11 protein-coding genes are annotated in these 13,424 nt (G+C 54.0%); 9 read left to right on the forward strand and 2 right to left on the reverse strand.

Annotated elements, in window-relative coordinates:
- Window positions 1–133: 133 nt before the first annotated feature.
- Window positions 134–340, forward strand: a complete 207-nt coding sequence (locus HQN87_RS09505) for a hypothetical protein (protein WP_173131202.1) — start codon at window positions 134–136, stop codon at window positions 338–340.
- Window positions 337–534 (forward strand): hypothetical protein, encoded by a 198-nt coding sequence (locus HQN87_RS09510; RefSeq protein ID WP_173131205.1) that lies wholly within the window; start codon window positions 337–339, stop codon window positions 532–534. The genes HQN87_RS09505 and HQN87_RS09510 overlap by 4 nt, the downstream gene beginning before the upstream one ends.
- A gap of 501 nt (window positions 535–1,035) precedes the next feature.
- Here the strand turns inward: HQN87_RS09510 and HQN87_RS32050 are convergent.
- Together HQN87_RS32050 and HQN87_RS09520 are read right to left on the reverse strand one after the other, a co-directional pair.
- On the reverse strand, window positions 1,036–1,413 hold the full coding sequence (locus HQN87_RS32050; protein ID WP_216857212.1) for a hypothetical protein: 378 nt from the start codon (window positions 1,411–1,413) through the stop codon (window positions 1,036–1,038).
- Between the two features lie 162 nt (window positions 1,414–1,575).
- A complete protein-coding gene (locus HQN87_RS09520; RefSeq protein WP_173131211.1) occupies window positions 1,576–3,258 on the reverse strand; it encodes a helix-turn-helix domain-containing protein in 1,683 nt (560 codons plus the stop codon).
- Between the two features lie 115 nt (window positions 3,259–3,373).
- On the opposite strand from HQN87_RS09520, the gene HQN87_RS09525 reads away from it, so the two are divergent.
- From HQN87_RS09525 to HQN87_RS09555, 7 genes are all read left to right on the forward strand, one after another.
- Window positions 3,374–5,644, forward strand: coding sequence for a glycoside hydrolase family 3 C-terminal domain-containing protein (locus tag HQN87_RS09525; RefSeq protein WP_173131214.1), 2,271 nt, complete (start codon window positions 3,374–3,376; stop codon window positions 5,642–5,644).
- Between the two features lie 226 nt (window positions 5,645–5,870).
- Window positions 5,871–7,226 carry a glycoside hydrolase family 30 protein gene (locus HQN87_RS09530; protein WP_173131216.1) on the forward strand — a complete coding sequence of 452 codons (1,356 nt, stop codon included), beginning with the start codon at window positions 5,871–5,873 and terminating at the stop codon, window positions 7,224–7,226.
- 136 nt (window positions 7,227–7,362) lie between these two features.
- The gene (locus HQN87_RS09535) at window positions 7,363–9,138 is read left to right on the forward strand and encodes a sensor histidine kinase (RefSeq protein WP_173131219.1); all 1,776 of its coding nucleotides are present in this window, start codon (window positions 7,363–7,365) and stop codon (window positions 9,136–9,138) included.
- On the forward strand, window positions 9,135–10,220 hold the full coding sequence (locus HQN87_RS09540) for a response regulator (RefSeq protein WP_173131222.1): 1,086 nt from the start codon (window positions 9,135–9,137) through the stop codon (window positions 10,218–10,220). Before HQN87_RS09535 ends, HQN87_RS09540 begins: the two co-directional genes overlap by 4 nt.
- A gap of 79 nt (window positions 10,221–10,299) precedes the next feature.
- The gene (locus tag HQN87_RS09545) at window positions 10,300–11,613 is read left to right on the forward strand and encodes an ABC transporter substrate-binding protein (RefSeq protein WP_173131237.1); all 1,314 of its coding nucleotides are present in this window, start codon (window positions 10,300–10,302) and stop codon (window positions 11,611–11,613) included.
- A gap of 87 nt (window positions 11,614–11,700) precedes the next feature.
- The gene (locus tag HQN87_RS09550; RefSeq protein ID WP_173131240.1) at window positions 11,701–12,585 is read left to right on the forward strand and encodes a carbohydrate ABC transporter permease; all 885 of its coding nucleotides are present in this window, start codon (window positions 11,701–11,703) and stop codon (window positions 12,583–12,585) included.
- Entirely contained in the window at window positions 12,582–13,409 is an 828-nt protein-coding gene (locus tag HQN87_RS09555; protein WP_173131243.1) for a carbohydrate ABC transporter permease, read from the forward strand. The genes HQN87_RS09550 and HQN87_RS09555 overlap by 4 nt, the downstream gene beginning before the upstream one ends.
- The last annotated feature ends 15 nt before the right edge of the window (window positions 13,410–13,424 follow it).

A 13,424-nucleotide genomic window follows, 5' to 3' on the forward strand; every position in this document is an offset into this window, starting at 1 on the left:
CGCTCCCAATGATTCCGTCGAACCCGCTGAACCCATCGAGCCCGTCGAACCCACTAATTCCGTCAATCCTGCCGAACCCAACCAGAACTCTCTGATCCCGCTGTACCCGTCGAAAGTGGGCGGCAGGAGCGAATTGGGAGCAAAAGTGCACCTCAATCCGCTGGAAGTGGGCAGCAGGCGGGAAGGAGGAGCAAAAGTGCACCTCAATCCGTTGGAAGTGGGCAACAGGCGGGAAGGAGGAGCAAAAGTGCACCTCAATCCTCTGGAAGTGGACAACAGGCGGGAAGGAGGAGCAAAACTGCACCTCAATCCGCTGGAAGTGGGCTGTATGAGAAAATGAAAGGTATAAATCCCACTGATCCGGCCGGAAGTGGGCTGGATGAGAAAATAAAAGGTATAAATCCCACTGTTCCAGCTGGAAGGGAGCTGGATGAGAAAATGAAAGGGATAAATCCCACTGATCCGGTCGAAAGTGGGCTGGATGAGAAAATGAAAGGGATAAATCCCACTGTTCCAGCTGGAAGTGGGCAGTAGGCGAGATTGAGGAGCAGAATCGCCGCCCGACTCCGGGCCTCAGGAATAGCAGGTGGAAAAATGTATCTTAATTTAGCGGGTTCTGACGATTATAGGGTAGCAAGTGGAAAAACAGCATCTACTGATGCGGTTTCCTGCCTTTTTGGGTGAATTGTGATTATTTAAGTGCTGTTATTCCACCTGCTGTTGTAGAAGCGACCATTCGTTCATCAGCAAGTGGACAAAATCCAACTGCTATCGTTCACAGTAACACCCTATCATCGTTAACAGTAGTAACATCCCGGCTTATCCAATCGGTAGATAGATTTAGCAGAAGAAAAATCACCGCCGTTCAACAAAACGGGTTCCGGGTTCTATGAAGAGCGAGATCGAGGGGGTGAGGGAAGTTATGGGAGAACAATAATAGTTAGTTTTAAAAGCAGGCGCCCACTTCTGCCCGCTCACCACAAGAGCCTCCCGGCTGCCGTTCATGGCAACTGTGAGGCTCGGTTGTTCATTCTGTTAGTCTCCGCCACCGCCACCGCCGCCATCCCCGCCACCGGAATCGCCGCCGCCATGGCCGCCACTGTCCCAGCCGCCGTGGCTGCCGCTGCCCCAACTGCTGCTGCCATGGTTATGATCCTGTGTATGATGCCCATGGTGATGGCTGGCGCCGCTGTGCCCGTCATTGTGACGAAGATGATTGTCGCGGCTGTCTACGGAGGAACTGTTCAGATCAACTCCCGGTAAGAAAAAACTATCCGCAGAATTATTCCTGTTCCCGTAGCTCCTGTTATTCCTGTTCCCGTAATTCTTATGGCGGGCATTTCGGTTGCTGTGATTAATGCCTAATATAGCGATATACACAACTACTCCAACAAATACAAAGCTACCAATCAAATGGAACCCCTCCTATTATAGAAAGTAGTAATGCGTTCTTACCTGAATCATACCATAATTTCTCAGTTATTGAAGGTCATCCAGGTTACAGAATAGTCCAGCCTTTGCTACCAGCGACGGAGTCACAGTCACAGCCAGACTAACCAGACAGCTTGAAATTACTTATCTGAAGCGCGGAAACTGCTCTGGATGCTGTTTGTATTGTCCGGGTGTGAGACCCGTATATTTCTTGAACACTTTGGTAAAATAGCTCTGGTCGTTGAAATGCAGACGCGAAGCAATATCCGACAGGGTAATGCCGGGAAGTCCGATCAGCCGCTTGGCCTCTTCGATCCGTTCCTGCTGGATATAGTCACTGATGGCGGTTCCGGTCTCTTTTTTGAACAATTGGGACAGATAGCTGGCATTAAGACCGGTGAATTCGGCCAACCTGCTGAGCGGAAGCTCTTCATATAAATGATTATATATAAAATTCTGGCACAGGGCGGAGATACGCGTGAGCTTGGAGCTGCGGCTGCCCAGTACCTGATCGGCGAAGTCACAGAGTGCGGCAACCATGGCGCGGTCCACTGCCGGAATATCACGGAGTTCCTCTATATGCTGAATGTGGAAGTCGCTGAGGGTATAGGCGATCTCCCAGAACAGCCCGCCTTCAATCGCTGCGCGGGTTGCCAGAGTTATGGAGGAGACGGCCAGGTTTTTTTTGCTGCGCAGCTGGCTCTGCTTGGAGAGCCGTCCGTAATTCTCTTCGGCAAAAGAAGCCTGGGTCCGCAGCAGCCCTGTCTTGTCCCCGTTCGCAATATGGCGGAACATCTCCCGCTCCAGCATCGGGTCATGGTGCAGCCAAGTTATCTCGCGGCGGTAGGAAAGATCCAGATCCGGGCTGTCGCCCGGAGAAGGAGCAGGCCCGGCAGGCGTACTTGCCGTCAGTAGCAGCTCCGTTATAGACAACTGCAGCCCCGTAACAAGGGTGTAGAGCAGCAGCGCCGCATGATACCAGCGCATCCGGTTTAATACAGGCAGGCTGCTGTAATACTGGAGCCAGTCTTCCTGCTGCCCGGGCGGAATGCTGTGGTCGCGCATCAGGCTGGCGGCATTGTCTCCGGTAATCGGGGCACTAAGCACCGGACCGATGACGATTGCACCGCAGCTTAGATCTGCTTCGGCTACCTGGAGAATAATGAAATTCTCCAGGTAGCCGGTGGTATACAGAACCGGCAGAGCGGGGGTGACGGGCGCCGCCCCAACACTAGCAGGGGCATCGGTGTCCGCTACCTTCGCCGTGCCCGTGGCTGTTTCAGCCACGATGTCCGCTTCCAGCCCTGTGCTTGTGCCCGCCGGGGTTCCTGTCGCCACGCCCGCTGCCATGCCCGTTGCCGTCCCCGAAACCGTACCCGTTGCCATCCCTGCGGTTGTACCCTCCGCACTCTGCGCCGCTATGCCCGTTGCCGTCCCCGCCACCGAACCCGTTGCCATCCCTGCGGTTGTACCCTCCGCACTCTGCGCCGCTATGTACGTCGCCGTCCCCGCCACCATGCCCGCTGTCATCCCTGCCGTTATGTCCGTCGCTGTTTCTGCCGCCATGCCCACCGCCGCCCCAACCCCAGACCTGCTCCTGCGGGCATGGTCCATAATCTCAGCCAGCAGGCTGCCCGTCTCCTGAACGGCAGGCCGGCCGGCGACCGCCGGAGGCAGGGCCAGTCCCGGGCTGTCGTCTTCATCCAGCCACATGACCGGAACCTGGTAGGCCTCATAGATCAGCTTGCAGATATAGGGTACCCTTTGATTTTCCTTCATTGGTTCCTTCGTTGGCACCTTCATTGGCACCTTCACTGGCTTCTCCATGACTGCCTCCTCAACATCTAACCAAAATACCAAAGTTCCAATTATAATACCATAAACAAACAAGCAAGTCGTTTAGAATGAAGGTAAGAAAACGCATTCTTAGGAGGACAACACTATGGCAACGGATATTCAGAAGCTCATGTCGCAAATGACACTTGAAGAGAAGGCAGGACTCTGCTCCGGGCTGGATTTCTGGAACACCAAAGGGATTGAGCGTCTGGGCATTCCCTCAGTGATGGTAACGGACGGACCCCACGGGCTCCGCAAGCAGCAGGGAAGCGCGGACCATCTCGGTCTGCATAACAGCGTACCAGCCACTTGTTTCCCGTCAGCAGCCGGGCTGGCCTCCTCCTGGGACCGCAAGCTGATCGCCCGGGTGGGGGAGGCGCTGGGAACGGAATGCCAGGTGGAGAATGTGGCGGTTCTGCTCGGGCCGGGCAATAATATCAAACGTTCTCCGCTGAACGGGCGGAACTTTGAATATTTCTCGGAGGACCCGTTCCTCGCCTCGGAGATGGCTGCGAGTCATGTGAAGGGAGTGCAGAGCCAGGGGGTCGGGACTTCCCTGAAGCATTTTGCCGCCAATAACCAGGAACACCGGCGCATGTCTGTGGATGCGGTTATTGATGAGCGGACACTGCGTGAGATTTATCTGGCTAGCTTCGAAGGCACAGTGAAGCAGAGCCAGCCTTGGAGCATCATGAGCTCCTATAACCGTGTGAACGGGGAGTATGCCTCCGAGAGCCATAAGCTGCTAACTAAGATACTCCGCGAGGAGTGGGGTTTTGAAGGGTTCGTGGTGTCCGACTGGGGCGCTGTCAATGAGCGGGTGAAGGCGCTGCAGGCCGGGCTGGAGCTGGAGATGCCGTCCAGCGGGGGCATCGGGGACACCAAGATTATAGACGCCGTGAACAGCGGGGAATTGTCTATGGAGACACTGGATCTGGCGGTAGAGCGGATGCTGGGCTTTATCTTCAAAAGCGTGGAGAGCCGCAGCGAGGAAGCAGTCTTCGATCAGGACAAGCATCATGCGCTGGCGCGGGAAGTGGCCCGCGAGAGTATGGTGCTGCTGAAGAATGAAGGCGGCGTTCTGCCGCTGGCGAAGAGCGGCAAGCTTGCCATCATCGGCGAATTCGCCAAGAAGCCCCGTTATCAGGGCGGCGGCAGCTCACATGTGAATCCGACAAGACTGGATGACGCCTTCGCCGAGATGCAGGCGATTGCCGGTGATTCGGCCAGCTTCCTCTATGCACAGGGCTACGAGCTGGCCAGCGATGAGGTGAATGCCGGACTGCTGCGTGAAGCCCGGGATACAGCCGCCCAAGCGGATGCTGCCGTGCTGTTCCTTGGCTTGCCTGACCGCTACGAATCGGAAGGCTATGACCGCAGCCATCTGTCGCTTCCTGCGAGTCATCTGGCGCTGATCGAAGCCGTGGCTGAAGTCCAGAGCGAGATTATTGTGGTGCTGAGCAACGGCTCGCCGGTAGAGATGCCTTGGCTGGATCAGGTGAAGGCCGTGCTCGAAGGGTATCTGGGCGGGCAGGCTTTTGGCGGCGCGGTTGCGGACCTGCTCTTCGGTGAAGTGAGTCCTAGCGGCAAGCTGGCAGAGACGTTCCCCCGGAAGCTGAGCGACAATCCGTCCTTCCTGAATTTCCCCGGAGAAGGCGATACTGTGGAGTACAAGGAAGGTTTATTTGTCGGCTACCGTTATTATGATACCAAAGAAATAGAGCCGCTGTTCCCGTTCGGCTTCGGACTCAGCTACACAGAGTTCGAGTACAGTAATTTGTCGCTGGATCAGACCCGCATCAAGGACACAGATACCGTACAGGTCTCGGTGACCGTTAAGAACACAGGCAGCAGAACAGGCAAAGAAACCGTGCAGCTCTATGTCAGCGATACCGAGAGCAGCGTGATTCGTCCGCTGCAGGAGCTGAAGGGCTTTGATAAGCTGGAGCTTCAGCCGGGGGAAGAGCGTAAGGTAACTTTTACACTGGATAAGCGCTCCTTCGCCTACTACAATGTGACACTGGCCGACTGGCATGTGGAGAGCGGAATGTTCAAGATCGCTGTAGGTTCATCCTCACGCGATATCCGCCTGTCCGCCGAGCTTGAGGTAGTGTCAACCACGAAGCTTACCTGTAAGTTCCATCGCAATACTACAGTGGGCGATCTGCTGGCGAATCCGCTGACCGCTGATAAAGCGAAGAACTACGGCAGTATCTTCGGTCTGGAGGATGCATTGGGTGATAATCCGGAAATGTTCCTGGCGATGATGCAATATATGCCGCTGCGCGCGATGATCGGCTTCGGCCAGGGCAAATACACCGAAGCTGATCTGGCAGAGGATTTGCGTGAATTGAACCGGCTTGCCGGACAGGAGTAGGGTGTATTAACGGAACGGAAGAAGATTCCGTCCCGGGAGTCACAATCCTCATAATAATAGGCAGCGGACCGCCCAGGTCCGCTGCTTTTATCCAAATATCAGAATGTATAGGTCTCACCAGGTTACCTTAATATCCTCCAATGTTAAGCCTTGGGATTGTCCAATTCGGAAGGGCAAATAATCCGTTATAATGTAAGCGCAATCATTGAAAAGGGGGATCATAAAGATGTCAGTACCTATGATCAAATGGTTCACAAGTACGGAGCAGGCAGCTTGGGTGGAGCAGAAGGCACCGGAACAAGCTGCGCCCGGAACTGCACCTAACCTGACAGTTACGGGGGAGAGCCATCAAGTGCTGGAAGGCTTCGGAGGGTGCTTCAACGAACTGGGCTATGAGGCCCTGTCTGCCTTGCCGGAGGAGGAGCGGGCCAAGCTGATGCATGACCTCTTTCACCCGGAGGGGGAACAGCGGTTCAGCATCTGCCGCTTGCCGATCGGGGCCAGTGACTACGCGCTGGAGTGGTACAGCCATAATGAGACGGACGGCGATTATGCAATGGAGCATTTCTCCATTGAGCGTGACCGGAAATATCTGATTCCATATATCAAGGAGGCGCTGGCGCTGAATCCTGAGCTGAAGCTGTTCGCCTCCCCTTGGAGCCCGCCGACCTGGATGAAGTTCCCGAAGGCTTATAATTACGGTACGCTGCGGTGGGAGCCGGAGAATCTTGCCGCCTATGCCCTGTACTTCGTGAAGTTCGTACAGGCTTACCGGGAAGAGGGAATTACGATCCATCAGGTGCATGTGCAGAACGAGGTGGTAGCGGACCAGAAATTCCCCTCCTGCGTATGGACCGGAGAGCAGCTTAGAGAATTTATCCGTGATTATCTGGGCCCGGCCTTTGAGGCCCATGGACTGGATACTGAAATCTGGCTCGGGACGATCAATGCACCGGAGCCCTGGGATGAATGGCTCAAGCACAAATCAAGTGACCATGATGCTTTTGCCGGTGTAGTACTCGGTGATCCTGAAGCCTACAAATACGTGAAGGGTGTCGGCTATCAATGGGCAGGCAAATATGCGATACAGCGGACGGTGGAGAGCTACCCGGAGCTGAGATACATGCAGACAGAGAACGAATGTGGAGACGGCAAGAACACCTGGTTTTATGCTAAGTACGTCTATAATCTGTACCATCAATATTTCTCGAACGGCGTGCATGCTTATATTTACTGGAACATGGTTCTTGCCCCGCAAGGACGCAGCACCTGGGGCTGGGAGCAGAATTCGATGCTGACCGTTGATCCAGATCTGCGGCAGGCCGAGGCCAACCCTGAATATTACGTGATGCAGCATTTCTCCCGCTTCGCTGCGCCGGGCTCTGTCCGTACCGGACTGGCTGGCCCATGGAGCGGACATGCTACCGCATTCCGGACACCGGCGGGCGGCTTGACGCTGGTTGTAGCCAACCCGTATAAGGAATCCCGTATGCTGCATCTCCATAACGGTACTGCACTGCACTCCTTCAGGCTTGAAGCAGAATCGTTCCATACCATTGTTGTAGAGGAACAGGCAGATTAAGCATGTACCTGTTAATAGATTGTAAGTAAAATGAACTAGCGCCCCCAACTGCCGGGCGTTAGTTTTTTGCTACTATTAAATCATTCTACTTCGGGATAAACTACGGCAAGTGAGAGCGGGAGGTTGATCTTAAGTCATGTTTGCCCCATGGATTAGAAGGTTCACCGGACCCTTCCGGCGGAGTATCCGCAATAGACTTATGCTGACGATGATTATGCTGGCTGTAGCGCCTATTGTCGCCATTACCGGGCTGGCCGCAGAGAATAACCGCCGCTCCATGGAGGAAGAGGTGATCAGTACCACCCTCTCCAACATGAAATGGACAGGCATCCATCTCGGCAGCCAGTTCGCCCAGCTGAACAATCTGATCTACACCGTGCTGATCAGCCCGCATCTGAGCGATTATCTGGCCAATGCCGAAGAACCGGGCCTCTCCAGCCAGTTCACCTACCAGCGGAATATCATTGATACACTGACCAATCTGTTCTATTCGGCAGGCAATCATGTGATTGGAGTCGAGCTGTATCTGAAGGAGTATAACAAGCTGTTCACCGTGGATGCTTCCTCCAGCGATATCGCATCGCCGCCTTCGGTTCCTGCAGCCTATAAGCCGCTGTTCGAGCAGAACCGGGACTTCACTATTACAACCGATGCCGGGGACACAAGCAGGTTCCAGCTGATCCGCAGCATCAACCGGTTCGAGAATCAGGAGAAGCTGGGCGGGATCTCGTTGCAGATCCGCTGGGGGATGCTGGACCAGACGCTGAATCTGCTGAGAAGGGGAAGCGATGACATGGTGTTCATAGCCGGAGCCGACGGGAAGATTCTATACCAGCCCTCAGGCATGACACCTTCGGCAGCTACCTTAAGCCGGATAGCCGGTATCGGGGAGGCTCAAGGCTATTTCCGCGGAGAGGATGAGTATGTATTCTACAGTACCATTGATCCGGTTGGCCTGAAGCTGGTGACCATCCTTCCTACCAGCTTCATTAATGAAAGTGCCATGAAGACTATGAAGTTCGGCTTGATCATAGGCGCCATTTCGGTGTCGGTTGCGATTCTCCTGGCGGTCCTGCTGGCCTGGCGGCTGGCGACACCGATTGTCAATCTGGCCCGTTCGATCCAGGGCTTCGGCATGATGAAGCAGCGGGAGCAGCGGGCGAATATCCGGGTGGATGAGATCGGCCTGCTTGAGATGAAGCTGGATCAGATGTCCCACCGTATCCGTGAACATATCAAGAATGAATATATGATCACCCTGGAGAAAAAGAGTGCGGAGCTGAAGGCGCTACAGGCACAGATCAACCCGCATTTCCTGCAGAATACGCTCCAGATGATCGGCAGCATGCTATTCAAGAACAGTCCCTCGGAGAGTTATGGTGTGCTCAGATCCCTGAGTGATATGTTCCGATATATTATCCGCGAGCCTGATGATCTGGCCCCGCTGCGGGCCGAGCTGAAGCATCTCAGCGATTATATGCAGATCCAGCAGCAGCGGTTCGCCGCCCGCCTCAGCTACAGTCTGGAGGTCGATGAGGCTGCGTTATCCAGTCTGATCCCCAAGCTGAGCCTGCAGCCGATTGTAGAGAATGCGTTCTTCCATGGTCTTGAGCCGAAGGAAGGGGCCTGGGAACTGAAGGTACAGGTCACCTGTAGAGACGGCGATACGGTGATCTGCATCAGTGATAACGGAATCGGGATTGAAGCTGTCCGGCTGGCGGAGCTGCAGCGAAGCCTCAGCAGAGAGGACGGAGCCTGGACCTCCGGGGAACGGATCGGGCTTGGGAATGTGGCCGGGCGCATCCGAATGCACTTTGGCAGCGGCTATGGGGTTGGAGTAACCAGCCGGCAAGGACAGGGGACTGCGGTATCTTTGACTATCCCGCAGGAGAGGAAGGAGATGGGCGCATGATTAAGGTGCTGCTGGTGGATGATGAAGGCTGGAACCGGGAGCTTGTGAGGACATTTGGCACTTGGGAGGCCTTCGGAATGGAGATCGTCGGTGAATCCGAAGGGGGGAATGAAGCTCTCCGTCTTGCCGGTGTCCTTGAGCCGGATATTGTAATTACGGATATGCGTATGCCCGGCACAGACGGTGTCATGCTGATGAATGCGCTGCATAATGAGTACCCGGAGATGAAGGTCATCGTGATCAGCGGCTACGACGATTTCAAATATGCCCAGAGTGCCCTGCGGTATGGTGCGGTGGATTATCTGCTGAAGCCTATTGATCCCGCCGAGCTGAATGCTGTGCTGGACAAATGCCGCAAGGAATTGGAGGAGGCCGCCGCTGAGCATGAGCAGTACAGGCTGGATATTGATGTCTCCTGGTCCCTTGCCAGCCACAAACAGCTAATGAAGGCTCATTTCAATGAGCTTAATGTTGAAAGTGTCCATGCGGTGCTGGGCAATATTACGGAGGAGCTTAAGCTGGGCAGTGTCCAGAGTCCGGGAATGCTCCGTCAGGCTGCCAGTGAGATGCTGCTGCTGTTGAAGGAATTACAGCGCGGCAACGGACTTGAGGATGTCCATCTGAAGACAGAAATTCCTGGTGCGGTGCTGACCGCTCCGGAAAGTCTGGAGTGCTGGCTGAGGGAGCTGTACACGGAGAGTCTGGAGCAGCTCATCGGTCAGCGCAGATTCAAGAATAAGCTTAACCTTGAGGATGTCCGGCAGTATATCTGCGGTCATTATGCCGAGGCGGTAACGCTGGAGGGACTCTCCCGGGTATTCTTTGTCAGCAAAGAATATCTGAGCAAGGTATTTAAGCTGGAATATGGCATCAACGTTACGGATTATATTCTCAGGCTGCGGATGGACAAAGCGAAGCAGTGGCTGGAGAGCGGGAATATCCCGATCAAGACGGTGGCCGAGCTGGCCGGATATGAGGATGTCGGTTATTTTTACCGCGTGTTCAAGAAGCATTTCGGAGTAGCTCCAGGCGAAATGAGGAAGCAGGCCGAAGGTTTAAAAATGTCCAATCCCGAAGGGTAAAGCCGTCCAATTAAACGCTTTCATAAACAGGATACAATGAAAGCGTAAACAAAACAAAGACATTGGGAGGTCTTACAGCATGAAACAGATGAGCAAAGGGATATTGGTTACCTTTCTCGCAGCTACGCTTCTTGCAGGCTGCGGCGGCAACAACAGCGGAACTGCGGGCAATGCAGCCGGGGACGATACGAACAGCGGAGGCGCAGAGGGTAGTGCCAAAAGCGTCACGCTGAAGATGTTCATCGCGCAGCCGCGCTTCAAGGAGCAATATGACAAGTACATTGCCGAATTCGTGAAGAAAGAGAAAGCCGACAAGAATATCGAGGTCACCGTACAGCTGGAAATGCCTACGGCAGACAATGCCTCCCAGATCCTTAAGACACGGCTGGCTTCTAATGATGCACCGGATATCTTTGCGCTTCATGCGGTTAATGAAATTCCTTCCTATTATAAAGCCGGGTATCTGGAGGATTTATCCAGCCAGCCGTTCGCAGCCAAGCTGCTGGACAGTGTGAAGCCTTCCGTAACCACTACAGACGGCAAGATTGTGGCGCTTCCGCTGGAGACTCTGTCCTGGGGGTATTTGTACAACAAGAAGATCTTCACTGAGCAAGGATTGACTCCACCGGCAACACTGACTGAGATGAAGAGCGTCATTGAGAAGCTGAAGGCTAAGGAGATCACACCGTTTGTCCTCTCCTATAAGGAATCCTGGATTCCGCAGCTGGTGCTGCCGCTGGCCGTAGGCGCAATGATGAAGACCCAAGATCCCGAATTCGTGAACAAGATGAACAAGGACGAAGGCTCCTTCACCGAGATGAAGCCGGCCATCTTCGATATCTTCGATCTGATCAATGCGAACGGAACAGCCAAGGCTACCGAAGTAGGCGGTGACGATGGGGCAGCAGCCTTCGCCGCCGGCAAAGGGGCCATGTGGCTAATGGGTCCATGGTATGCGGAGACGATCCTCAAGTCGAATCCGGACTTAGACTTCGGTGTTGCTCCGCTGCCAATCAGTGATGATCCTGCTGCGACGCTGATCAATCTGAGCGCCTCTACCTCGCTCGCCGTTTCGCCGACCAGCAAGAACAAAGAAGTCGCGCTCGACTTCCTGAACTATGTGCTGGATGACCAGGCTTCGAACGGTCTGTTCCAGGCGATGAAGTTCAATCCGATCGCCACGGTGCACACCTATGAGAGCTATCCGTGGATCACAGAGGCCACTACCTATGTCAAAGCAGGCAAATCCGTACAGGACCCGGCTATTCCGCAATCCGTGAAGGATGAGGTGGGCAAGGGACTGCAGGCTTATTATGCCGGTCAAGTGTCGCAGGATGATGTCCTGAAGGCGCTCGACAAGGCCTGGAAATCCTACAACAAGGTCAACAAATAAGCAGCAGCCAAGCACTGGAACGGAAGGCGGGGCAGCCCGTCTTCCGCCACTCTGGTCGGTTATACACATAGGAGAGGAGCGGTTTCTGTGCCGGTCAAGAGCTACAAACATATAGCTTCACTGCTTGCCTTCGTCGCACCCGCACTGATTATCTATTCATTATTTCTGCTGATTCCTACTATCGGCGGCATGTATTACAGCTTCACCGACTGGAACGGACTCAACGCGAATTATTCATTTATCGGACTCGGCAATTTCATTGAAGCGCTGCGTGAAGATCCAGATTTCGTGCATGCGCTGCTGTTCACCCTGAAATATGTATTGTTCATGATTGTCCTGCAGAATGTGTTAGCGCTTATGCTGGCTGTGTTTATTGAGACGAAGACCCGCAGCAAGGGGTTCTTCCGGACGATCTTCTTCATGCCGAACATGATCAGCACCATCATCAGCGCATTCATGTGGACGTTCGTATTCTCCCAGGTGCTGCCGCAGCTTGCGGAGAAGACAGCCATGACTTTTCTGGACCAGCTATGGATTGGGAATCCCAAGGTCTCTTTCTATTCGATCATTATCGTATCGCTGTGGAATGGCGTAGGCTATATGATGATTATATATCTGGCTGCCCTGCAGGGGGTGCCGCAGAGTCTGAAGGAAGCCGCTGTGATTGACGGGGCCAGCCCCTTCCAGAGCTTCCGCAAAGTGACGCTGCCCATGATTACCCATGCCGTGACCATCTGCTTGTTCCTTACGCTGAACGGGGCATTCAAAGTGTTCGAGGTAGTCTATGGACTCACCGGCGGCGGTCCAGGACGCAGTACCCAGGTCATTACGATGAATATATATGAAGAAGCCTTCTCCAACAACTTCCGGTATGGGTATGCGAGTGCCAAATCCGTGATCCTGTTCGTCATTATCCTGCTGTTCACCTTCATCCAGATCGGTGTTATGAAAAGAAAAGAGGTGGAAGCATGAGGCTGAACAAAGGAAGTTCCTTCCTCATCACATTGTTCCTCTGCGCAGGTGCGGTCATTTCCTTTTTCCCGATTTATCTGGCCATCATTAATTCTGTGAAGACCCAGGGAGAGATGTTCACCTCCTTCATCGCCCTGCCGACCCGGCTGCATTTCGAGAATTACAGCCAGGCCTTTCATAAAGTCCATCTGCTGAACAGCACGCTGAATTCGGTGATTGTCTCGGTTCTCGGAATCAGCGGCATCATCTTCTGTGCTGCCCTGGCCGGCTACAAGCTGTCCCGCACCTCCGGCAGACTGAGCGCTATGATCTTCTCGCTGTTCATCGCTTCCATGCTCGTCCCGTTCCATTCGATTATGATTCCGCTTACCCGTATGGCCAAAGCACTGCATGTCAGCGGCAGCACTTACGGGCTGGCAGTCATCTATATCGGGCTTGGCGTGAATATGGCGGTGTTCCTCTATCACGGGTTTGTGAAATCCATCCCCCGTGAACTGGAGGAGGCGGCGCGCATTGACGGCTGCGGAGAGTTTCAGACCTTTTGGCGGATTATTTTTCCGCTACTCGTCCCGATTACCGTGACCATTGCAATTCTGGATTTCCTGTGGATCTGGAATGACTTCCTGCTGCCGCTGCTGATGCTGACGGATTCAACCAAGTACACCCTGATTCTGTCTACGAATACCCTGTTCGGAGAATATAACAAGGAATGGCCGCTGATCCTGGCGGCACTGGTATTGACAGCGCTCCCTGTAATTCTTATCTATGGTTTCTTTCAGAAGTTTATTATGCAGGGAATTGCGGAAGGTGCTATTAAAGGCTAAACAGAGAGGACAGGT

The sequence above is a fragment of the Paenibacillus tritici genome (assembly GCF_013204885.1).
GTDB classification, from domain to species: Bacteria; Bacillota; Bacilli; order Paenibacillales; family Paenibacillaceae; genus Paenibacillus_AQ; species Paenibacillus_AQ tritici.

Excerpts from the sequence above, each read along its gene's own strand:
- HQN87_RS09555 (WP_173131243.1), top strand. The coding sequence starts at position 12,582 with ATGAGGCTGAACAAAGGAAGTTCCTTCCTCATCACATTGTTCCTCTGC.
- HQN87_RS09545 (WP_173131237.1), top strand. The coding sequence starts at position 10,300 with ATGAAACAGATGAGCAAAGGGATATTGGTTACCTTTCTCGCAGCTACG.
- HQN87_RS09535 (WP_173131219.1), top strand. The coding sequence starts at position 7,363 with ATGTTTGCCCCATGGATTAGAAGGTTCACCGGACCCTTCCGGCGGAGT.
- HQN87_RS09525 (WP_173131214.1), top strand. The coding sequence starts at position 3,374 with ATGGCAACGGATATTCAGAAGCTCATGTCGCAAATGACACTTGAAGAG.
- HQN87_RS09530 (WP_173131216.1), top strand. The coding sequence starts at position 5,871 with ATGTCAGTACCTATGATCAAATGGTTCACAAGTACGGAGCAGGCAGCT.
- HQN87_RS09540 (WP_173131222.1), top strand. The coding sequence starts at position 9,135 with ATGATTAAGGTGCTGCTGGTGGATGATGAAGGCTGGAACCGGGAGCTT.
- HQN87_RS09510 (WP_173131205.1), top strand. The coding sequence starts at position 337 with ATGAAAGGTATAAATCCCACTGATCCGGCCGGAAGTGGGCTGGATGAG.
- HQN87_RS09520 (WP_173131211.1), bottom strand. The coding sequence starts at position 3,258 with ATGGAGAAGCCAGTGAAGGTGCCAATGAAGGTGCCAACGAAGGAACCA.